This window comes from Enterobacteriaceae bacterium ESL0689 (genome assembly GCA_029433525.1).
Classification (GTDB): domain Bacteria; phylum Pseudomonadota; class Gammaproteobacteria; order Enterobacterales; family Enterobacteriaceae; genus JAQTIF01.
In genome coordinates this window covers 341034-361510 of the sequence record JAQTIF010000002.1, presented here as the reverse complement: position 1 = coordinate 361510, position 20477 = coordinate 341034, and the positions used below count along the sequence as shown (strand labels likewise).

At 47.2% G+C, this 20477-nt stretch carries 22 protein-coding genes and 4 pseudogenes; 11 read left to right on the top strand and 15 right to left on the bottom strand.

Features of this window, described 5'->3' with window-relative positions; genetic code table 11:
* Nucleotides 1–230 precede the first annotated feature (230 nt).
* Nucleotides 231–2399: a hypothetical protein gene (locus PT300_13520; protein ID MDF7681549.1), complete on the top strand. Its 2169-nt coding sequence runs from the start codon at nucleotides 231–233 to the stop codon at nucleotides 2397–2399.
* Entirely contained in the window at nucleotides 2369–3085 is a 717-nt protein-coding gene (locus tag PT300_13515) for a DUF3142 domain-containing protein (protein MDF7681548.1), read from the top strand. The genes PT300_13520 and PT300_13515 overlap by 31 nt, the downstream gene beginning before the upstream one ends.
* Nucleotides 3086–3315: 230 nt before the next feature.
* On the opposite strand, the pseudogene PT300_13510 reads toward PT300_13515, so the two are convergent.
* Nucleotides 3316–3507: pseudogene (locus tag PT300_13510) on the bottom strand (CcdB family protein).
* A 313-nt stretch (nucleotides 3508–3820) separates the two neighbouring features.
* On the opposite strand from PT300_13510, the gene PT300_13505 reads away from it, so the two are divergent.
* Nucleotides 3821–3949 carry a hypothetical protein gene (locus PT300_13505; protein MDF7681547.1) on the top strand — a complete coding sequence of 43 codons (129 nt, stop codon included), beginning with the start codon at nucleotides 3821–3823 and terminating at the stop codon, nucleotides 3947–3949.
* 329 nt (nucleotides 3950–4278) lie between these two features.
* Here PT300_13505 and PT300_13500 read toward each other — a convergent pair whose 3' ends face one another.
* From PT300_13500 to PT300_13435, 14 genes and pseudogenes are all read right to left on the bottom strand, one after another.
* A complete protein-coding gene (locus PT300_13500) occupies nucleotides 4279–4665 on the bottom strand; it encodes a transcriptional regulator (protein ID MDF7681546.1) in 387 nt (128 codons plus the stop codon).
* Nucleotides 4666–4939: 274 nt separating this feature from the next.
* Nucleotides 4940–5151: pseudogene (locus PT300_13495) on the bottom strand (integrase).
* Nucleotides 5152–5304: 153 nt separating this feature from the next.
* Nucleotides 5305–5505: an excisionase gene (locus PT300_13490; GenBank protein MDF7681545.1), complete on the bottom strand. Its 201-nt coding sequence runs from the start codon at nucleotides 5503–5505 to the stop codon at nucleotides 5305–5307.
* A gap of 48 nt (nucleotides 5506–5553) precedes the next feature.
* Nucleotides 5554–7194, bottom strand: a complete 1641-nt coding sequence (locus tag PT300_13485; protein MDF7681544.1) for a DUF4942 domain-containing protein — start codon at nucleotides 7192–7194, stop codon at nucleotides 5554–5556.
* Nucleotides 7191–7676 (bottom strand): class I SAM-dependent methyltransferase, encoded by a 486-nt coding sequence (locus PT300_13480; GenBank protein MDF7681543.1) that lies wholly within the window; start codon nucleotides 7674–7676, stop codon nucleotides 7191–7193. Before PT300_13480 ends, PT300_13485 begins: the two co-directional genes overlap by 4 nt.
* A complete protein-coding gene (locus PT300_13475; GenBank protein ID MDF7681542.1) occupies nucleotides 7669–8295 on the bottom strand; it encodes a hypothetical protein in 627 nt (208 codons plus the stop codon). The genes PT300_13480 and PT300_13475 overlap by 8 nt, the downstream gene beginning before the upstream one ends.
* Complete coding sequence (locus PT300_13470) at nucleotides 8288–8632, bottom strand: hypothetical protein (protein MDF7681541.1); 345 nt, start codon at nucleotides 8630–8632, stop codon at nucleotides 8288–8290. The genes PT300_13475 and PT300_13470 overlap by 8 nt, the downstream gene beginning before the upstream one ends.
* A complete protein-coding gene (locus tag PT300_13465) occupies nucleotides 8629–8838 on the bottom strand; it encodes a hypothetical protein (protein ID MDF7681540.1) in 210 nt (69 codons plus the stop codon). The genes PT300_13470 and PT300_13465 overlap by 4 nt, the downstream gene beginning before the upstream one ends.
* 129 nt (nucleotides 8839–8967) lie before the next feature.
* Nucleotides 8968–9531, bottom strand: coding sequence for a siphovirus Gp157 family protein (locus PT300_13460; GenBank protein MDF7681539.1), 564 nt, complete (start codon nucleotides 9529–9531; stop codon nucleotides 8968–8970).
* Nucleotides 9528–11708: an exodeoxyribonuclease VIII gene (locus tag PT300_13455; GenBank protein MDF7681538.1), complete on the bottom strand. Its 2181-nt coding sequence runs from the start codon at nucleotides 11706–11708 to the stop codon at nucleotides 9528–9530. Before PT300_13455 ends, PT300_13460 begins: the two co-directional genes overlap by 4 nt.
* The gene (locus PT300_13450) at nucleotides 11701–11964 is read right to left on the bottom strand and encodes a hypothetical protein (GenBank protein ID MDF7681537.1); all 264 of its coding nucleotides are present in this window, start codon (nucleotides 11962–11964) and stop codon (nucleotides 11701–11703) included. The genes PT300_13455 and PT300_13450 overlap by 8 nt, the downstream gene beginning before the upstream one ends.
* An 81-nt stretch (nucleotides 11965–12045) precedes the next feature.
* Entirely contained in the window at nucleotides 12046–12333 is a 288-nt protein-coding gene (locus PT300_13445; GenBank protein MDF7681536.1) for a DNA breaking-rejoining protein, read from the bottom strand.
* A gap of 279 nt (nucleotides 12334–12612) precedes the next feature.
* Nucleotides 12613–13662 (bottom strand): hypothetical protein, encoded by a 1050-nt coding sequence (locus PT300_13440; GenBank protein ID MDF7681535.1) that lies wholly within the window; start codon nucleotides 13660–13662, stop codon nucleotides 12613–12615.
* Nucleotides 13663–14369: 707 nt separating this feature from the next.
* Nucleotides 14370–14780 (bottom strand): helix-turn-helix domain-containing protein, encoded by a 411-nt coding sequence (locus PT300_13435; protein ID MDF7681534.1) that lies wholly within the window; start codon nucleotides 14778–14780, stop codon nucleotides 14370–14372.
* 82 nt (nucleotides 14781–14862) lie between these two features.
* On the opposite strand from PT300_13435, the gene PT300_13430 reads away from it, so the two are divergent.
* From PT300_13430 to PT300_13395, 8 genes and pseudogenes are all read left to right on the top strand, one after another.
* Entirely contained in the window at nucleotides 14863–15090 is a 228-nt protein-coding gene (locus PT300_13430; GenBank protein MDF7681533.1) for a Cro/CI family transcriptional regulator, read from the top strand.
* Nucleotides 15074–15544, top strand: a complete 471-nt coding sequence (locus PT300_13425) for a toxin YdaT family protein (GenBank protein MDF7681532.1) — start codon at nucleotides 15074–15076, stop codon at nucleotides 15542–15544. Before PT300_13430 ends, PT300_13425 begins: the two co-directional genes overlap by 17 nt.
* A gap of 16 nt (nucleotides 15545–15560) precedes the next feature.
* A complete protein-coding gene (locus PT300_13420) occupies nucleotides 15561–16433 on the top strand; it encodes a hypothetical protein (GenBank protein ID MDF7681531.1) in 873 nt (290 codons plus the stop codon).
* 237 nt (nucleotides 16434–16670) lie between these two features.
* Nucleotides 16671–16934: pseudogene (locus tag PT300_13415) on the top strand (DUF550 domain-containing protein).
* A 218-nt stretch (nucleotides 16935–17152) separates the two neighbouring features.
* Nucleotides 17153–17350 carry a hypothetical protein gene (locus tag PT300_13410; protein ID MDF7681530.1) on the top strand — a complete coding sequence of 66 codons (198 nt, stop codon included), beginning with the start codon at nucleotides 17153–17155 and terminating at the stop codon, nucleotides 17348–17350.
* 62 nt (nucleotides 17351–17412) lie between these two features.
* The gene (locus PT300_13405) at nucleotides 17413–18006 is read left to right on the top strand and encodes a DUF1367 family protein (protein MDF7681529.1); all 594 of its coding nucleotides are present in this window, start codon (nucleotides 17413–17415) and stop codon (nucleotides 18004–18006) included.
* Nucleotides 18003–18452 carry a hypothetical protein gene (locus PT300_13400; protein MDF7681528.1) on the top strand — a complete coding sequence of 150 codons (450 nt, stop codon included), beginning with the start codon at nucleotides 18003–18005 and terminating at the stop codon, nucleotides 18450–18452. Before PT300_13405 ends, PT300_13400 begins: the two co-directional genes overlap by 4 nt.
* Nucleotides 18449–20146, top strand: a pseudogene (locus PT300_13395) (DNA cytosine methyltransferase). The gene PT300_13400 and the pseudogene PT300_13395 overlap by 4 nt, the downstream one beginning before the upstream one ends.
* Nucleotides 20147–20477: the final 331 nt, after the last annotated feature.

Below are 20477 nucleotides of genomic sequence, written 5' to 3'. Positions count from 1 at the left end.
ATTATTGGTTATTGCTCACCCGACTCTGAATTTTGCAAAAAATAGTCAGGATTATTTAACGATCAGTTATGGCTCAAGTCTGACCACAACCGAAACGATAATCCATGCTGACAAATAGGGGATCAGGGGGGAATATTAATATCCGGTGGGTGTTTACATGCCTGTGGCCTGCGGTCAAAATAGCAAACAGATCAGGTGCGGCATCTATTCAGGGAAATATTTACGTAAATATGAAGAAAAGACATTATATCGGCACAGTAACGCTCGTATGCTCACTGATTATCAGCCAGCAGACAATGGCCTCTTACGATGAGGAGTCCTGCCCGTGGGGAGAAGAGGGATGCTTTCAGGAAAGCCTGCCATTTCTCAGTAGCGCGAATGATACCCGTGATAATCTGTTACGTCTGCTTAGCGAAAACGATTCTGTATCTCTGCCATTACCACATGTCACGCAGGATTTAACCAAAAGCCGGGCATTTAGTTTCGGTTTTGATACTGCGGTGTGGCGCAGCGTGGTAGCAAAAATACAAACGCCCGCACCCGCCTCCCCGGTCAGTGAACCGCTGAAAGCGCTGGGGCTGGAAGCACTGGCAGCCAGATATGCGAAAAAAGATAGCGCCTTGCTGGAAACGCGCTTTGTGTCGATGACCCCTGAATCGGATGCCCGTTTCTTCAATGCGCTACTGGCGGATGACAGCCTGTCACCAGAACAACGGCAGATACTGGCTAAAACGAAGATGGATCTTTCAGGCAGTGCTGAGGCGCAAACGGCGATAACTGCGCTCAGTTTTCCAGCCGATTCCAGTGCGCAACAATTTAAGCGCTATCTGCTGGCTGCCAGTCATTTTTATGCCGGTCAGTATGAGCAATCCCGGCAACTATGGTTATCTCTGAAGGATATTTCCCAGCCGTGGCTTTCAGAAACCAGCAGTTATATGTTGATGCGAAACGCATTGAATAAAAGTAGCCAGAATGCAAAAGGGGAGTTTGGTTACTTTGAGGTAGAAAAAATCGATCGCAATGCTGCGCTTGAGGCGCTGCAATGGGCGGATAATTATCTTCAGCGCTGGCCTGAAGGGCAGTATGCAAACTCAGCATCCGGTCTTAAACGGCGAATCAACTGGTATCTGCAAAACTGGGATGCACTGGCAACATTCTATGAACAGACCCTGACGCAGAACAACGCGCCTGATGTACTGGTGGCGCTGATTGCCGAAACGGATGCGAAGTTATTAAGTAATGTGATGGCCTGGGATGCTACTTTTTTCCGCAAGGCGTCTGACGCGCCATTATTAACATTTATTCAGACCTTACGTTTGATGCGCAATATCGAGTGCAATGGAAAACAGCTATGTATTGATGAAGACTATTTAACCGGCATCAAGCCGATCTTCGCATCAGAACGTGCACAGGCATACTGGACGTACCTGGCTCTGATGCTGAAATATCTGCAGCAGGATTATCCCACGGTGATTGCCCAGATCGAACCGATGACGACTTTAGCGCAGAATGATATCCTGGCATTCAGTCGGCAGGTGCTTTATGGAAAAGCATTGATGGCGACCGAACAATGGGAAAAGGCATATAAACACTGGTCAGCGTTATTAAGTGCAAGCCAGAATCTGGAACAACAGCAATTTTTGCAAACTGAACTTGCAGCAACCTTACTGTTATCCAATCAAACAGCCGCTATTTTTGCCAAAAACAGTCCGGTAACCAATCTGAAATACCGTTCCGTGATCCTGAAAACCTATGCGACTGCTGAACTGCTTCGCCAGCAGGTGATAAATGGCCCCAATGATGAAGAGCGCACCATTGCCCTGCATACCTTATTGATGCGCGATCTTATCAGCGGCCATTATGCGGAATGGCTGACCGACAAAGGCTTGATCACGCATATTGCCCACCCTGCCAGCGGGGAAAATTTCGCTGATGTTGATTTGAAACTATTTGACTGGTCAGGTAACAACACCGAGAAAGGATACTTCTGCAGATCACTGGAGAAAACCGTCACCGAATTGACTCATAACGTCACTGACAGCCATGCGCTGAACTGTCTTGGCGAATTTATCCGTGATACCGATGCAGAGATTAATCTTGAGCAGGACAGGTATGGTAATGCCGAACTGACCAGCGTGATATTTGCCAGCAATAAGAACACGATACAGACCCAGCCTGTTCGGCAGGCATATTACGAAGCCGTTATTATGAACCCCAAAAGTGAACCAGAAGATAAAAGCTACGCACTGTATCGCGCTATCATGTGTTATGCCCCCTCAGGAAGTAATGACTGTGGTGGTGAAGAGGTTGATAAACTCACACGTAAAGCATGGTTTACTGAGTTAAAAACAGAGTATCCGGGAAGCCCGTGGGCAGAAAAACTACGCTATTACTGGTAATTTTGCTGAGTGTTTGTTCCCCGGTGAAAGCGAAAGTTAACGCGGAGGAATATCAGGCATTCTGGCTCTGGTCCGGGGTCAAACCGACAACACTGATGCGCGATGCCCGGGTGGTGTATCTGCATCAGGGTGAAATTTCATCCCGCCAGGGCAGTGCGGTGTTTACGCGAATGGGCGCGCCGGTCAGTCGCCTGACGTTTCAGAATATCTGGTTAACGATCCGGATCACAACGACAGAGATACCTGATTCCGCCTGGCAGCAGATTTTTATCCTGCTGCAACGCTGGAAATATGCCGGTAACAACGTCATCGGTTTGCAGATTGATTTCGACGCAGCCACGCAACGACTAGATGAGTATAGTGATTTTTTAACCCGGCTCAGGTCATTATTACCCCATGAATATGCGCTGGGTGTGACCGGTCTGCTTGACTGGGCGCAGACTGGCAATGTCGCCACACTGAATGCGTTACCGGTCGATGAACTGGTGGTGCAGAGCTACCAGGGGCGGCATACCGTCGCCAATTACCGTGCCTATTTACCGGCTTTGTCAGGTTTAACTATTCCGTGGAAAGTTGGCATTGTCCAGCATGGTATCTGGGATAAAGAACAGGAAAGTCAGTTCAGTCAGTCACCGTGGTTCAGGGGGATGGTGGTTTTCATGCTGAACCGGCCACCGACGCAGTAGACAGGAGCAGCAGGCGTTACTGGCTGTGTCAATCATGCCTGTCAGGCCAGGCTCTAAGCCTCGCTGACTAATGAGAGCAGCATTTATGCCATCACGCTTCATCTTCTTTCTGCACAATCCTGATACGTTGTACGCTTGCAGAACTGCATCAGCACTCACGCTATATTCTGGTCTAATTCTAACGTTAAAGTGATTTTTTATCTGAGGACGTATCATCGTTCTTCTTTATTTTAAATACCTAAAATCATCATATCGATTGCAGAAACCAGTTGATCACGTAAATGTGAAGCAGCCATAACTGCATCTTCAGCTTTCAGATTTTTTATATCCGTTGTCGTTATCATGGTAGTCAGGACGACATAATCGATTTGCTCGATTGTGATAACTGGCGTTAGCACTTTTATCTGTGAATTAAAGTTAGCTTTCTGAGTTAGAGTCTATCCCATTAGGCTATTTTACTTGCCATTTTGGCCCTGCCCTCAGTGTCAGGATAGTTGTCTCTCCCTGTGAAAAATCAGTCATACTGGCTAAATGACTCCCTTAAATGACTACCTCCTTGTATCCCGAAATTTAGTTAGCATGGTAACGAACAGATTTGACAAAGCGTATGTAGCCTGATGCTTCCTGGGGTTTAAAGCCCGTTGGTCAGCGACTGGCGCATACGCTGAGGCCACTTATCTGAAACCCGAACAGTTGTCCGTACTTCATAACGCATTTGCAGGGATAGGTAAAATAATGAGTCTGCCAAATCCACTCTGTGTGGGAATTGATGTTTCTGAAGCGACACTGGGCGTTGCTACCCGCGGTAAGTATCCAGGAATTAGCGTTTTTTGGCATGTTTTTGTGCGTGCGCTGGTGGCGTAATCCAAATCTGGAGGATAGTTATAACGAACCGTTAGAAGTTAATAAAATCAATGCAATGGAAGGTTTTTCGAACATCGCTACACGAGCAGAAGAAATAATCTACGATTAGAAATTCTCTGGTGCAAGTACTGATAATATGATGCAAACCTGCATCATTATTAAAATCTGTGGGTTATCCTAAACTGGGAATTCCCGTTCTGTGCTCATGCTACCAGCCAGAAAAATGATTTTTGAGATGTTCGGTTGATCTTCCCCCAATGGGAGAGCACTTAAGCAAGCATTCTGGCTTAGCTTTTCTACCTGTGTCTTTTGTTTGCTGGCCGGGATGGCTATGCCGCTGCATCGTCTGAGTTAAACTCAATATGAATCCGGTCATAAGGTAAAGCGATCTTCTTGCCATCCTTGTCCAGAACTCCTCCGCTCAGTAGTGACTGAACATCATTGTATACGCCGCGAAAATCACGATTAACAATGCGCGATAGCTCGCGGATAGACATGGCCTGCTTTCCTTCCATTGCTTTGATGATTTGCCAGCGGTTAGGGGCCAGCATTGTTTTTGCCAGTTGTTCTACCGTGGGGAATATCAACTCTGAGCCGATGAAATCCCCCTTCATTGCGCGGGAGGCGTCCGACATGGCCGCCCGAAAAGCATCATCAGTGGTCATTACTCTGTCAGCTATCTGGATTCGGCGGTTCATCAACTCAACAGCAGGCATCGGCTTATCTCCTTGTTGATGTAAATAGATACATCAACAATGTGATGGATAGGTAAAATTAATAAAAATCATACTGTTATATGTATTTTTAGACGTTGATTGTCGGGCAGGAGGTGAAACAGCCGCTTAAAAAGTTGTTTCAGTTAATCTACTGATTTATATATAGATATTAGTTACTGGAACAGTGAAACAAGTAAAATAAAGCGCACGTATGCGCGCGAGTAGGTTTCTTCCTGTTTGCTATTGATATCACATTATGCCTTTGCCCGGTATCGTGAGCGAAGTTATACGGCGTAATATGTGCTGTTCTGTTGGCGTCCAGATAATCAGCCCACCATTGCATCATTAAGCGCCTTTCCTTCAGGTATTCAGCGGTATGTACATATAGCGCTCTCACATCATTTCGGCTCATCGGCATTTCTACAGCCTCGCGTGACCACAGTCCCGATTCTGCCATAGCGCTATCGTTCGACATTCATGCCCGCAACTATTTAGATCAAAGTATTTTAAAGGATTTTGTGGACTTTACTGGAAGTGAAAATGCTTGCGGATGGTGTCCCCTGCAGGCTTCAAAGTTAACCTGCAGGATATTGATAAAAAATAATTTTTATAATTATGTGAAAATTTTTACCCGCCATTTTACCCGTTGGTGCGCGACAGGAGACGATTTTTAAATTCACAGTGATCACTGTAGCGCCAGCGGGAGCGTCCGTGGATTTTCTCTGGTTTAGCGAGGGTGCCATCCCTTACCCGGTCGTAGATAAATGTTTTGCCGAAACCAGTATCCGCCATGATAAATTTCAAATCAACTAGTGAATCCGGGGTCATAGTGTGCGTCATTTTATCTCCTGCTCGTTTCTCTATACCTTTAAAACTGATTATCAAAAATCACTTACGTTCGGCTTTCAGCATGACAACTGAAACATCAGTACCATCAAACTCGTTATCAATTAACCCGGACCAGATACATGACCAGCCCGGCAGAATGTCTTTTTTTCGCATACTTCCTGGCAGGATGGCCACAAGGCGACCGCCAGATTTAACAAGGCTGGCAGCAGCTTCCACATGCGCTTTAGCTCGTCCTTCGCTGAACGGTGGGTTCATTACCACTTTATCAAAGCGGCGGCTGGTGGTTTCGGCCCACTTGATGAAATCGGCTTGTTCGACGTTCAGACCTTTCGCATTGAGTATCCTGCAGTGTAGCGCGGAGATTTCCACGCATTGGGTCTGATCTGCTGGCATCAGCAGGGCAAGATTTCCGGTACCGGCACTCGGCTCCAGACACGAATCGCTTGGCTGAATATTGGCTTCGGAAACTGCCCACTCAGCCAGCGATTCAGGGGTAGGATAAAACTGGTGCGACTGATGATCAGGAATACACCCGGACGCGATAATCTCGCCCAACACGCGGGAAGGGTCGTAATCGAATTCCCAGATATTGATATTCTTGTTCGGACCAGCTTTGATAAGTACGCCGCCGATGGTTTCCAGTATTTTCCCCGCCTGGATCCGGATCGCTTTGTCTTCGTCGCGCCAGTCAAATCGGCGGTTGTACGGATTGGTAGTCAGTGGCTGTGTCGGTTCGTCCCAGCGGTTGCGATGAATCGAGGTGTGTCGTTCTGCTTTTAAGCCCGCCAGCACTTCCAGAACGGCGAAGGGGAGTGGCTTGCTCATCAGCACGAAATCTTTTAGCTTTCTCTTTGGCTTCTGGCGGAATTGTGGCGGGATTGCCAGCGGGTACAGGTGCGCCAGAATGCAGTTGAGCCGCCAGGACATATCCGGGTGTACTTCGAGGTGCGCCGTACCTTTCAGATATGCCCGGACACGCAACGCGCCACCGTCCAGTACCAGCCATTCTCCGTGACGGCAACGGGCTTCCTGTAGGGCATCCTCTGTTACACGCCAGCGGGGTTCATCACGTCCCATGAATTTCGCGATAACCTGCCGTAGATCCTGGATATAGCCGCCCATATTGTGATTGGTCATACCGTATTCGTCGAATACCCGCGAGAGGATCATGCGCTTGCCGAAACCTTCCGGTCTGTTGGTAATGTGGTCGCCGGAAAGAGCGCGGAAAATACCGTCCACACGTTCACTAAAGAATTTCTGGCGGGAATTCAGCAGTTCCATGATTGTTGGTCGCACGGTTTTTTCTTCGAAGTCGGGCGTTTTCATTTCCCGGATCTGCTCGTTCCACTCAGTACGCCGGTTATTTGGCATGTATTCGTAAACGTCGGTCATGTTAAGTGCTTTTTGCCAGAAGGTTGCATTCAGGCTGGCTATAGCGCCTTCTGGTTTAAAAAGATTGCTGACGCCGCCAAAATAATGCCGCCGATCATGGTCTTGGTTACCTTCCAGAAAATGGTGTACGGATGCATGGTGCGTGTTAATTAACCCGGCCATCATTTCGATATCTGCCCGAAGTTGCTGGTACTGGGCGATCAGCGAATCAACCAGATCGGAAGATGCAGGGGCGAAAAACGCCCCATCTGACAGTTCTCCATAAAGCGTTTTTGCGACTTCATTCATGCCACACCGCCTTTTACAAAAATAATCCAGTGCGTTTTGTTGTTTTTGCCGACTCGTTGGCTGATAATCGGTTTCTCGCTAGTCAGGGCGAGAATCTGGCTCACAGGGATTTGCGTTTCGTTCCACTTAAAAATCAGCACGCCCTGTGGCCGCAGAACGCGAAACGCCTCAGTAAATCCTGCCCGTAAATCCTCTCGCCACGTTTCTTTATTTAGTTTCCCGTATTTTTTACCTATCCACGCAGTATCTCCAACCCGTACCAGATGAGGCGGGTCAAACACCACAACAGGGAAGCTGGCATCAGCAAAAGGCAGTGATTTAAAATCAGCGATAATATCAGGGCTAATTACCAGTTTTCGCCCGTCGCAGAGAGTGTGCTGCTCTGCGCGAATATCACTGAATATTGCCCGCGAGTCGTTTTTATCATGCCAAAACATGCGGGAGCCACAGCACACGTCTAAAATTACAGGTGTATTAGTCATTGGTGGTAACCTCGTCAATTCGCCTGAATTTGATTACCCACACCCACGGGTTAGCCTGCCAATTTTCATCACCATAGATTGACCGCCATACTTCACTAAAACTGACACGATAAACAACTTCAGGCGGAGTAATATTGTAAGTAGCAGGAATAACACCTTCAGCCCGTGCATCCTCTTCGCTGATATCTTTTAGACGCTCAACCCTCACGTCCTTTATTTCCAGTAGAATACGGCTGGCCCAGCGCGGCATGTGGATAGATGGTGTCCAGCCATCCATAGGCCACATTTTATCGGGATAATCGGCTTTATAATCGCATAAGGTTGATGCCAGAGAAATTCCCTCCTTTATTTCCTGAATTTCATCCTCATTCAACCAGTATCCATTAAACGTTTCTCGAACCCATATTTTATCTCCCACCGAACCGAACGGGCAGGGGTGCCAGTAATCACAACAATTTTCACAATCTTCTGACCAGGGCCATTTACTGCCGTCATCGCGTTCTGCAATCTCAGTAAATCGTGTACGTTTCCACTGGATAACTCGCCGGGTCTGTGTTTTTCTGCCGTCAAGAATAGCTTGCACCATTCCAGTATTGAATATCATTCCGCGCTCAGTCATTCCACGCCTCCAGTTCTCTCTCCATTTCATCATCTATTTCTTCAGTGGTTGCGTTTTTATTGAAGTGTTTCCTTGCATCCTCTAAATATTTTTCTCTGTTTTTATAAAAATAATCTGCAAATTCCGGACTCCAGCCAAGCTCATGGCCGAATAAATTAATTTTTGCCATTTTTTCAGCACGCCTGCAAACTATACTTTCCGAAGACGCTATAGCATATGATTTAATATATCCGCGCAAGTCCCGTTTACACCAGTACGGATTTTTAGCAGAATCACATAGCGGTTTAAATTCAACCTGCCAGCGTCTGATACAGCGTGCGGTTAATGACTTTCTCATTCCGCACCTCTTTTATTAAGATGTTCCTCTTCACGTTCTTTGATATAAGCAATACCTCTGCAAATAAAATAACAAACAAAACTACCCGCCGCTATTATCGCACTACCTACAATTAATATTGTGCTGCCCATAGTTATTGCGGATAATATAACAATAACTAAAATAACCGCTATTGCACTTACGATAAAATCACTGATAGTTTCCATTTTATTTCACCATGCGTTTATGTTGTTTGATTTCGTTAATTTCTCTTCCATTTAGTTTTTTCGCTTCGAATTCATCTTCATCGCTCATATCTCTGCCTTAGTGTGCGGCCATTACTGGCCGCATCCGGATTAACGCACCAGCAAGGTTGGTGAGCCTGTTTCGAGGTGAGCACCCGGAATAGATTTGAGCAATTCCGGGTCTGGTTCTTCGCCAGCAACGTAGGCCGCTTCTATTCTGTTGGCCAATTCCTGTAATGCTTTTTTTAATTCGTCATTCTTCGGGATTGTGATGATCTCCGTATGCGACTCGACAAACTCATCTGGCAGTAGATCCACATTGTCAATCCTCAGGCTTACACTACCTTTGCGGGCCGTGAAGGTGTTGAGGGTAGTTTTGAAGGTGGTACGATTGCTGGCTAGAAGGCATTGCAGCAAATAGTTTTTGAGTGCGAAGGTCTGACGCTCCCAGTGTTTTTTACGTTCGGCAACACGGGCAGCTTCTTTCTTACAGGCTTCAGCTTTTGCATCAAAGTCGCGGATAACCTTCATGGTTGCGTCGAACTTGTCTTCCAGCATCCCCTCTATGCCTTCCAGGGTATCAGCAATCAGTTCAGGGGTAAGATCCCCGCCATCGGCGGCGAGGGATTCAAGTTTGCTGATTTCTAAAGCAAGGTCGATAGTTCGGTTGTTCATGCTGTTTTCTCCTGTAATTTGGTGAGGCATTCGGATTTAACTTCCTCAAGGCGGCGGAGTCGGCCCTCAAGGTATTTGGTGTATTCGTGGTCGGCTTTTTCGCGGGCTGCTTTGAGGTGAACGCCCATTACCCGAGTGAGGGAAGAGGCGATACCGGATATTTCATTCGGAGTGACCGCAGAACGCATACTGTCGGTGTTCAGTTTGAATTTTTCGTCTAGCTCTTTACGGATGCGAGTTATGTCTTCGGCTTTATCACTGGCGTTGCGAATATCGAACTCAATGGCGTTCTCCTGCTTGTATTCAGCCAGGTCGTACATACCGAGCCACACATCAGCAGAGAATCCCAGGAGGGAAAGAGCTTTTTTGATTGCATCGGTGAGAGATTTTTTTTGTGCTTCACCGTCACAGGTAATTCCATGTTTGGTTTTATAGAGGTATTTGGTGGCACCGTAGGCTTCAACCTCACCCCGAACTTCGCCTTCAATCGCGTACCACAGTTTGATTTTGATACTGTGATTTTTTTCGGTGATAAGTGTTCCGTCAGCATCCCGCAGCAGGCGATTTCCGATAAATTTCTTATCTTCGTAGATGGCTTCGCTCATGGGGGCACCGGGGAGCATACGATCCTCCATAACCTCGAATCCCCAGCCAGTACCGATGGGTCCGAAGATTTCGGTAGCCCGCATAATCATGTATTCAGCATTTATGCTTGTACCTTCGAAACCCACACCAGCAAGGTCTTTGGTATAACGGGGATCCGTGCGCATTACGCTGCGCCAGATTTTCATGTTATCGCCTTTTTCGGCAAGGTCATGCTCCAGTGCCGCACCAATGGACTGGAAAGTAGTGGTAGAAGGCGATACTACTGCTAATTCCGTTTTTTCGGCTTCATTTGAGGAGTGGACGAGCTGCTGATTTCCCATCAGGTTATCAATTGAGAAAACACCATCAGCAATTTTCTTAACTTCAGTTTGCCCGGCAGGCTGTGCGGTAACTTCTTGCGGCGCTTTGTATGTGCCATTTTTACGCGCCTGATATTCTTCCTGGCTGATTTCGGTGCCGCCATCAGCCAGGGCTTTTTTCAGCCCGTTAAGTTTGTTTGCGCGCCCAACTTTTTCGCCGTCAGCCATGAGGAAGTAGAACGGACCACTATTCTCTACATTCTCTACAGGCGGTACTGTTTCCACCGTCCCCGTTGCTGCCGCCGCATTCTGTTCGGTTTCATTGTCTGCGTTCTCCATTTTACCGTAGTCTTTGAGATATCCGGTGATGTACCGCGCGTGTGAGTCTGGAAAGTGGTATGTATCCTCTGCCGGTACGTTACGGACCACACCAAAAATTGTCGGACGGTCATATTTGAGAATGTCGGGTTGAGTACGGAGCTGGATTGACCAGCGTTTAAAGTCTTCGCGATCTTCTTTGATAATTTCAGTAGCCCGGCGTGTTATTGCCGGATCTGGGTTGTTGGGATCAACGTCCCCAGGCCAGAGTGCCGTTGCTATCTCAATATCCAGTGTTTTATAGTTGTGCTGGTAAGGGCGAGGTGTGACCGTTTCAACAACAGGATTTTCGTTTCCGTCCTGGCGGTCTTTTTCGTGATTATCAAGCCATACAGATAGCGCTGCTTTTATTTCCGGCCACTTTTTATCAGGAGCGCAATTTTCGCGAACATAATTGATAGCCTCCAGTATCCTTTCAGGATACATGGACGGAATTGGAAGTGTTTTGGAAATAGCTTCAACAATATGACTATCAAAAGTAGATGAGTTTCCCTGCTGTAATTCAATCGCTGCACTAAGCTGATCACGGGTGATTTCAGTCGTGTTATATTTCACCAGTACAGCAATACGCACTGATGGCTGTAGCCCGTTAAAATCAACGGGACTGGCCTGAACATTCGCTATCGGGTGGCCCTTATCGTCATCCCATTCGTGATCGAATAAAAATGCTTCATCCCATTCTTCGGCAGGGCAGGGAATACCATCTGCGGCGACATACAGGCGAAACTCGAATTGAGAGTCGTCAGCATCCGGAAAGGCTTCCATGAACAGCAGCGCCGCTTTCGCCTTTGCCTGCTTATCATTTATGGCCTCAAACGCATGGGCGATCCGCATTTCGCCATTTTCTTCAGCGGCTTCTTTCAGGCCAAACCAACAGCCAATATATTTAGACATTTTCACCTCCGTTATTTACGGTTTGATAAGTTTCATTTAATTTTTTCAGTACGTTTTCAGGTAATACATATGAAAGATTTCGTTTATCGCAAATCTTTAACTGGCTGATTACATACGTTGCCAGTTCTTCAGTGGTGAGATATCCCTGAGTGATTAACTCGATAATCATTTTTCGCATTGCACCAGGTGTAATACTTAATGTGATTTCATTACCGTTTGTCAGTGACAGTTTTTTAAAAGCGAGAGTAATATCCAATTTATGAAACCTCATTTATCAGATTAAGCACTTAATAAATGTTTATGCTGATAAATGCCCCGCGCTAACGGGGCGTATCAATTAGTGTGTACATAAAGATGAAAAACTGGTACTGAATGCATTTTTATAAGCAGAGTATGTGCCGCTTTCTTTTTCAGCTTCGTGAAGCTGGATATATATATTTGTCAATTCATTCACTGCGTTATGAATACAACCATATTGACCGAGAACATAGCCGCCATCGAGAACGACAGTTGTGTTTGATGGGCGCGTATGAATTACCCCGGCAATTGAATCTTCACAGTTGAATAATGCCAGTTCGCCATTAATAGCAAGTAAGTTGAAATTAATAATATTGATGGATTTCATATTTTTCTCCTGAAGTTAGATTGAGCAATACCCTGCCAGTTAAGGCATGAATAAAAATGATGGTGCTATTTACTGCTTAGTTAATAACAGGTTCGCCGCGTTGATTAATACAAACCTCTACAAAACAATCAGTAATTCGTTTAGTTTCTGTCAGGTTAAATAAATATAGTTTTCCGTTTTTATTTGCTGAAGCGCGATATGTTTTCCCGTCATGCGCTATTAACATTCCAGGCTTAACGCAGCTTCTGATAACTGTTTGTGTATTATGCAGCTGTGTCATTATTCAGCCTCCACAAAATTGCCGTTCTCGTCCAGACGATACCAGGTATCCGGTTTAATATCGTTTTCGCCTACCAGACTGGCACGAACGTGAATTAAATTTCCGTCGTTATCACGATAACAGAGGATAATAGCACTACCACAGGAAGCCCTGGCCTTGCCTCCAATACCAAACGCAGCGGCTATTGATTGCGCTCCGGTTACCTCTGCCGCTGACTGGTAGCCGGTATTGATAGCCGCTGACCGGTCGCCGGTATTGGTGGCCGCTGACCGGTAGCCGGTATTGGTGGCCACTGACCGGTTGCCAGTATTGGTGGCCGCTGACTGGTCGCCGGTATTGGTGGCCACTGACCGGTTGCCAGTATTGGTGGCCGCTGACTGGTCGCCGGTATTGGTGGCCACTGACTGGTAGCCGGTATTGGTGGCCGCTGACTGGTCGCCGGTATTGGTGGCCGCTGACTGGTAGCCGGTATTGGTGGCCGCTGACTGGTAGCCGGTATTGGTGGCCGCTGACTGGTCGCCAGTATTGGTGGCTGCTGACCGGTAGCCGGTATTGGTGGCCGCTGACTGGTAGCCGGTATTGGTGGCCGCTGACTGGTCGCCAGTATTGGTGGCTGCTGACCGGTAGCCGGTATTGGTGGCCGCTGACTGGTCGCCAGTATTGGTGGCCACTGACCTGTTGCCATTACCGCTCATGACCTGTTGTTCACGGGATTTATCAATTTTATTCCAAATCCACTCAATCCCACGTTGAATAAATTCTGGTAGTGTTAATTCAGCGGTAATAGTAATACTGGCACTGGCTATTTTAGTGTCACCGTGATCTGATTCGCGATCAATATCACCAGAATTTATTACCTCTGCGTACCGGCTATTTGCGGGAGGATAATAATTAAAGACATCAAACGGCGATTCGCATGAATGAAATCCGGAATTGCAAACCTCAACATCACCTTCATGGTGATATGTTTTGCCAATTTCAAACTGGAAATCTCTACAGGTCAGATCTTTATTAAAACCTTTGTAAGTGACAATGTTTTCATGATCCATAATAATTGCCTTAGTTTAATAAATGAGAAATTTAAAAAGGGCGGTTATTTCCCCGGCAGAACATTATCATCTTCCTCCTGTATATTGGTTGAAGATTCGGTAGCCGCCAAACTCAACTCACCCTCTATACACAATGGAAAGAACACTATTTTAATATTCTTACCTGTTGTACCCTGAAAAAGCTGGCGGTTGCCGTCAAAGGAATAAAAACCGGGCCGCCAGAAACCAGGAAATTACAATCACATCATGACTACGTAGTATTTCTGTTCATCGCCATCGCAGTAGTATTCATAGCCGCGTCGGTTAAATAAAAAAATCAGAGCATCGATTGGAGTATTAGCGTAATCCATTTTTCATTCCTCTATTTTGTTATGCACCGATGTTTTTTACTAAACACGCGCTGAGCCTGGATTATTTTCGAATCGCTTTTTGTCTTGTAGAGCACTGCTAGGCATCGTTCGCAAAACAGAATCTTGTTTTCATTGCCATTGACACCCCATCCAACTGTTATTGCTTGATTATCTGTTGTCATTACAGGTCTCCTGTTGTGCCTTTGTCGCCAGGCTGGCGGAACGTGTTATCTGAGAAATCACTGTGTGGTTTCGATGGGTTGAGATTAGCCTTGGCTAAAATATTTTGCAAGAAAAAAATTAAGTATAACTTAATAAAATGGTAAAAAAATACTTATCTATTTGAAAAGAAAGCATTTATTTCTTCTTAATTCGCTTCTGTACTTTCAGGAGTTCTTCCAGCAATTTTTCGTTGTTTGCAGCTTTCGTCCGAAGGTCACTGAGAAATGTTTCTTGTTCTTCATCCCGTATCGAATCGAACAGGTGGAGTATTTCTCGCTGGCGTTCGTCCAGTAGTACCAGTTGATCGTTAGGTTTCTCTGGTGCTCGATTTTCGTCACCAAAGAGAATCCACGATGCAGGAGAGCGCAAAGCCTCGCATAGCGCGTGGAGGTTTTTTCCTGTAGGTTCGCTATCGCCTCTTTCCCACTGCGATATAGAAACGTCAGAAATTTTTAAAATTTTTGCGAGAGCCTTTTGTGTTAGGTTCATCGCTTTGCGTCGGGCGCGGATACGTGCCCCGATTTCGGTATTTTGTATCTTTGTCATAGTTAGCTAATACTAATGCATCTTGATCGAGTTATGGCTAATGTATATATTATTAGCTATTGCTAAATCATGAGGTCAATTTATGTACACAGAAGACGCTATTAATTTTTTTGGTAGTAAAAAACAGCTCGCATTAGCCGCAGGTATAAAAATTCCGTCTGTCTATAAATGGGGCAAACTCGTCCCTGAATCCAGGGCTATGCGCCTACAGATGGCCTCTAAGGGCGTGCTGGTTTACGACCCTCAATGTTACGACGACTATGCTAAGGCCAGACGAGAAGGGGCGCTGATTCATGAAAATCACCCCTAATCCTCAGGTTGGTATTATTACTGCTGAATTAGAGTCCTGGGCGCTTTCTGACGGCTGGAAAACGGTCGGGCTGGCAATTACTGCCCAGTATCACGCCAGTGGGGGTGGCAATATCCTCCCACTAGCGGATACCAGTGACGGGCTACGGAACGCGGTGCAGCGGATACGAAGAATTTTCAGAGGCTACGACGGGCCTAAATACGCCTCACTGGCGCAGGAGTTATACCCTATAGCGTTATCGGCGTTACCAGCAGAACGACGCGCCAGAATTGAATCACCGGGAGATCCGGTATTACTGGCCGCAATTGCAGCGCGGGAAAGCACAGAGGCGGTAAACGCTGTTCACCTCCGCGCAGCACCGGCGATCGTGCTAAGAGAGATTAACGAGGCGATATCTGCGTTTGTGGCTATGCGGACGGCGGTGACTGACTCGCAGGGAATTTGTAGGGTTTAAACAGGTAGAGGTGTGCGTGGCTAATTCATGGTTGAGGCTCTGGCATGATATGCCCAATGACCCTAAATGGAGAACAATTTCAAAAATCTCCGGGCAGCCTATTGCACTGGTGCAGGCTATCTATTTGCAGCTGCTGGTCAGCGCGTCACAAAATCCAGTAACGGATAGTGTAACGGGTGTAACGTTACACGTCGTTACTGTAACGAACGAGGATATTGCCAGTGCACTGGACGTTACAACCTGTAACGTTGACAGCGTTACAGAGGCGATGCAAGGGCGGGTTTTGGATGGTGACGCGATATCCGGCTGGGACAAAAGACAAGCCCCCTCCGGAGGCCGCAGAAACTCCGGAACACCAGCAAAATCAGTCGCTCAGAGGGTCAGAGAGTATCGCGAACGGAAGAAAGCCGAAGCACAGCAAAAACCACCTGTAACGGATAGTAACGTTACAGTAACGTTACGTAACGATGTAACGCCCCTAGATAAGAATAGAATAGATAAGAATAGAGAAGATCTAAAAGATAAAAGATCTAAAAACCTATTGCCCGAATCGGAAAAAATTCCGATCCAGGCAGAAGGCCCGGTTTTTATTTCGCTGCCGCTCTCGGACGGGAAGAGTTTTTTTGACGTGACGGAAAAATATTTCCAGGAGCAGGCGTTGCTGTATCCTGGCGTCAACCTCGCTCAGGAGTTTCGCAATATGCGGGGCTGGCTGGACAGCAACCCGACGAAGCGGAAAACCTCTCGCGGCGTCAGGCGGTTTATCACAACGTGGCTGCAAAACAGCCAGGACAAACCGAGAGGCTGGCAGTCTGGCAGGCTAGCGCCCAGAGATATCAATCAAATTTCGCAGCCGGACGACGCTATCCCGACTGGATTCAGGGGGTAGGCGTGAAAAATATTTCGACAGACCTCACAGAAAATTACTGGAGGAGATAAACAAATGAGCTCACAAATATCGCAAGAATCTCTTGATATTCTTGAAAAAATTGTTGATGACGTCCTGGCTGTAAACACGATCGCCAACACTTCAGTAATCAAAGCGTTACTTTGTTTGAAAATCGGGAAAATTCGCCTGGAGACCAGCACCATGCGCGACGTGGAAAATAAATCTATCAGGCAACAACACGCTGAGTGGTCAGCTGCGACGTTCGGAAACGTTGGCCCTGTTGGCCCACTGAAACACCTGGCGAAAGAGGCTCTGGAGGCCGCAGCTGCGCCAGATGATTTATCCGAGTGGGCTGATATGCAATTCCTGCTGTGGGACGCTCAGAGGCGCGCTGGCATCACCGACGAGCAGATAACCTGTGCAATGATTGAAAAACTGACGATAAACAAAGCCCGGACGTGGCCGGATCCAAAGGATGGCGAGCCTGTTTTACACCTCAAAATTTAGCAGAGTTGATAGCGCCAAGTGTCCAGAGCGTATTATTTTAATAAATGATAAACCAGATTGCCAATCTGGTTTTTTTTAATCTAACTGAACAAAAATAACTCAATTGATTGATTTTTATCGAATTGATCAAAAAAATAGCGATTATTTCTTGTCCTTTGTGCCTGTGTTTATATACAGTGGATTGACATAATTTATCTCAACTGGAGATAACAATGGATGTGCCTGATCAGTTAATTTTAGGATTAACCAACAGTACAAGACCTGTTTTGATCTACAGAAATAAACGAGGTGAAGCTATTTTCGGGTGTGTACTACTCGAAGATCAGTTTATTGCCAGTATGCCGCAGATTTTGGAAACATTAAAAATGGCTGGATTAAAAGTTGTTATTGATCCACCCAATTCGCTATAATAACCAAACAGGCCTGAACAACCTGATTCTGATAAATCACTGTGTCACCGGAGAGATAACCGATGGCACAGATTCAATTACTGAAAATCAATTCCACTACCCTGACCCCGGCAACGCCAGAGGCCAGCGATTTCTTACAACGTATCAAAACAGGTGTGTGGCTCAACTGCGACGTCAGGCAGGCCAGAAACTACCTGTTCCACAAACGTTTTTTTGCACTCCTGAATCTCGGATTTGACTACTGGACACCAGCAGGCGGGACTATCACGCAGGCTGAAAAACAGTATCTGACTGGTTATATCCGATACCTAATCTCAATCGTTGGCAATGGCGAAACCCTGTACGAAACAGAGAGCGAATATACCCGTCGTGAGGCACAACGCCGGGCTGACGGTCACGCTGTCGTTAAATCGTTTGAGGCGTTTCGCAAGTGGGCCACAATTGAGGCCGGTTTTTACGACGAATATATCCTCCCTGATAACACCCGCCGCCGTGAGGCACGTTCTGTCAGTTTTGCCAGTCTGGACGAAACAGGATTTCGTGAGGTTTACAAATCTGTTTTTAACGTCCTGTGGAACACAATTCTGTGTCGCAAATTTCCGTCACAGCAGGAGGCTGAAAACGTGGCAATGCAATTACTGGAGCTGGCCGCATGAATATTAAATCTGAACTCGTTGAGTTTATCAGGGCGAATCCTGGCACGAAAAGACAGAAAATTTTTAGTGAGTTTAAAAAACTGTCGTTTTCAGAGGTGGACAGAGCGATTTATCAGCTCGAAAAACACGGGGAGATTATCTGTATCAACACCGGGCGATACGTTTATTTCGTCGCAGGCGAGGGTGCTCTTGAGCGGTATTTGCTGGGGAAAAATACCAGTGATCTACTGGATCTGGAAACGACAGCAATTGAGCTGCGGGAAAAACACCTGTATCGCCGTGCGGCTACGGTCTGGCAGCAACTGTGTGATTCAATAACCGCGACTGAAGATCTGCGCGATTGTTATATTTTCCTGAAAAATCTCTGTATCAGCTACGCCAGAAAACCGGGGAATTCTGTAGAGGATTTTAATCTGGCCGGTCGTTATTGCGGAGATGATCTGTGAGATACGGTTCTGTGTGTAGTGGGATTGAGGCGGCATCCGTTGCGTGGGAATCGCTGGGCTGGGAACCCGCCTGGTTTGCTGAGATTGAGCCGTTCCCGTCTGCGGTACTGGCTCACCACTGGCCGCACGTCGCTAACCTGGGGGATATGACCAGAATTGCTGCTCTGATTGCAGATAATCAAATTGAAGCCCCTGACGTGCTGGTAGGAGGCACCCCCTGCCAGGCGTTCAGTATTGCCGGATTACGCAAAGGCCTGTCAGACAGCCGGGGCCAGTTAACCCTTTCCTACGTGGAATTAGCCAATGAAATTGATAAAAAACGCCGCGAACGCGGGGAACCAGAATCAGTTATCGTCTGGGAAAACGTCCCCGGCGTCCTCAACAGCAGAGATAACGCGTTCGGCTGTTTCCTGGCGGGACTGGCCGGAGAGCGCGACGAACTGCAGCCACCAGGGGGCAGGTGGACAAACGCGGGTTGTGTGTCTGGCCCCCAACGAGATATTGCCTGGAGAGTTCTCGACGCTGAATTTTTCGGAGTGGCCCAACGGCGCCGCCGTGTGTTTGTTATCGCAAGTGCTCGAACAGACCTCAATTCTGCCAAAATACTATTTGAGTGCGACGGCGTGCGCCGGGATACTCCGCCGAGCCGCGAAACGCAAACGGAAACTACCGGCACTACTGGAAAACGCGCTAATAGCGGTAGCCACTGGGGCAATCCAGCCGCCCCACACCCAACCCTGAATCAGTCGAATAACACTGGTGGAATTGGTCTGAGTAATCAGGAAATTTTCTCTCAGCGTGGTTCCGGGCTGGTTTCGGATACCTATTCTGATATTGCCAGAACGTTACTGGCGAAATCTAACGACAGTGTGGCTGAGGATTTAGACACCTACGTTCTGGCCTACGGCGGGGGCAATACGAGCGGAAGTATTGACGTGGCAACTGCGTGTACAGCCCACGGTGTGAGGCTGGATTTTGACACAGAAACGTTTGCTGTACACGGAACGCAAGACCCCGACACCAGCCGCGAACTGGCGCACACGCTGGGGAGGAATTACGGGCAGGAAAACGCCTGTATTTCGTTCAGCTATAAAGACGATGGAGGTGACGCAATAGAAAATCTCTCGCCTACGATTCGTGCGGGCAATCACAACACCAGCCACGCAAATAGCGGGCAGCCACCAGCAATAGCGTTGGCTGGAAATACTATCGGACGATCCCCCTGTAACGGCGGCAACGGAACCGGATATAACCAAGAAATCTGTTATACCCTCACAAAAACCGATATTCACGGCGTTGTTGCTAACGCGCGGGTTCGCCGCCTGACCCCCGTTGAGTGTGAGCGGTTGCAGGGATTCCCGGATAACCACACACAGATCCCCTGGAGAGGTAAAGATGCGGCTGATTGTCCTGACGGCCCACGTTACCGGGCGATCGGCAATTCTATGGCTGTGCCAGTTATGCGCTGGATCGGCCAGCGTATTGCCGCTGTACTACCAGTGAAAAAACTTACTCCACAGACAAAAAAAACACAGGTTGTCAGTTTTTCAGGTGGTCGCTCGTCAGCTTATCTGGTGTATCTGATGGAACAACGCCGTGCTGCTGGTGAGGACGTCCACTACCTGTTTATGGACACCGGCGCAGAACACCCGAAAACCTACGAATTTATCCGCAACGTAGTTAAATACTGGAATATCCCCCTGATTTGTCTGCGAATTGTTGTTAATCCTGTGCTGGGGCAGGCAAACAGCTATCGGGTTGTACCACTGGGCGAGATTAAACAGGATCTGCAACCGTGGCGGGATATCTGCGCAAAATACGGCACCCCCTACGTCCACGGTGCGTTTTGTACACGTACCCTCAAAAAAGATGTTTTTAAGCGGTACTGTCGTGACAATTTTGACGAATACCACACCTGGATTGGTATCCGGGTTGACGAACTGAAACGGTTAAAACCGCGCGAAGGTGTGAGCTATTTGGCTGATATCAGTGACTTTGATAAACAGGACGTACTGAACTGGTGGA

Coding starts and splice junctions, on each gene's coding strand:
- PT300_13520 (MDF7681549.1), top strand. CDS start 231: ATGAAGAAAAGACATTATATCGGCACAGTAACGCTCGTATGCTCACTG.
- PT300_13505 (MDF7681547.1), top strand. CDS start 3,821: ATGAGTCTGCCAAATCCACTCTGTGTGGGAATTGATGTTTCTGAAGCG.
- PT300_13500 (MDF7681546.1), bottom strand. CDS start 4,665: ATGCCTGCTGTTGAGTTGATGAACCGCCGAATCCAGATAGCTGACAGA.
- PT300_13490 (MDF7681545.1), bottom strand. CDS start 5,505: ATGACGCACACTATGACCCCGGATTCACTAGTTGATTTGAAATTTATC.
- PT300_13485 (MDF7681544.1), bottom strand. CDS start 7,194: ATGAATGAAGTCGCAAAAACGCTTTATGGAGAACTGTCAGATGGGGCG.
- PT300_13480 (MDF7681543.1), bottom strand. CDS start 7,676: ATGACTAATACACCTGTAATTTTAGACGTGTGCTGTGGCTCCCGCATG.
- PT300_13475 (MDF7681542.1), bottom strand. CDS start 8,295: ATGACTGAGCGCGGAATGATATTCAATACTGGAATGGTGCAAGCTATT.
- PT300_13470 (MDF7681541.1), bottom strand. CDS start 8,632: ATGAGAAAGTCATTAACCGCACGCTGTATCAGACGCTGGCAGGTTGAA.
- PT300_13465 (MDF7681540.1), bottom strand. CDS start 8,838: ATGGAAACTATCAGTGATTTTATCGTAAGTGCAATAGCGGTTATTTTA.
- PT300_13460 (MDF7681539.1), bottom strand. CDS start 9,531: ATGAACAACCGAACTATCGACCTTGCTTTAGAAATCAGCAAACTTGAA.
- PT300_13455 (MDF7681538.1), bottom strand. CDS start 11,708: ATGTCTAAATATATTGGCTGTTGGTTTGGCCTGAAAGAAGCCGCTGAA.
- PT300_13445 (MDF7681536.1), bottom strand. CDS start 12,333: ATGAAATCCATCAATATTATTAATTTCAACTTACTTGCTATTAATGGC.
- PT300_13440 (MDF7681535.1), bottom strand. CDS start 13,662: ATGGATCATGAAAACATTGTCACTTACAAAGGTTTTAATAAAGATCTG.
- PT300_13435 (MDF7681534.1), bottom strand. CDS start 14,780: ATGACAAAGATACAAAATACCGAAATCGGGGCACGTATCCGCGCCCGA.
- PT300_13430 (MDF7681533.1), top strand. CDS start 14,863: ATGTACACAGAAGACGCTATTAATTTTTTTGGTAGTAAAAAACAGCTC.
- PT300_13425 (MDF7681532.1), top strand. CDS start 15,074: ATGAAAATCACCCCTAATCCTCAGGTTGGTATTATTACTGCTGAATTA.
- PT300_13410 (MDF7681530.1), top strand. CDS start 17,153: ATGGATGTGCCTGATCAGTTAATTTTAGGATTAACCAACAGTACAAGA.
- PT300_13405 (MDF7681529.1), top strand. CDS start 17,413: ATGGCACAGATTCAATTACTGAAAATCAATTCCACTACCCTGACCCCG.
- PT300_13400 (MDF7681528.1), top strand. CDS start 18,003: ATGAATATTAAATCTGAACTCGTTGAGTTTATCAGGGCGAATCCTGGC.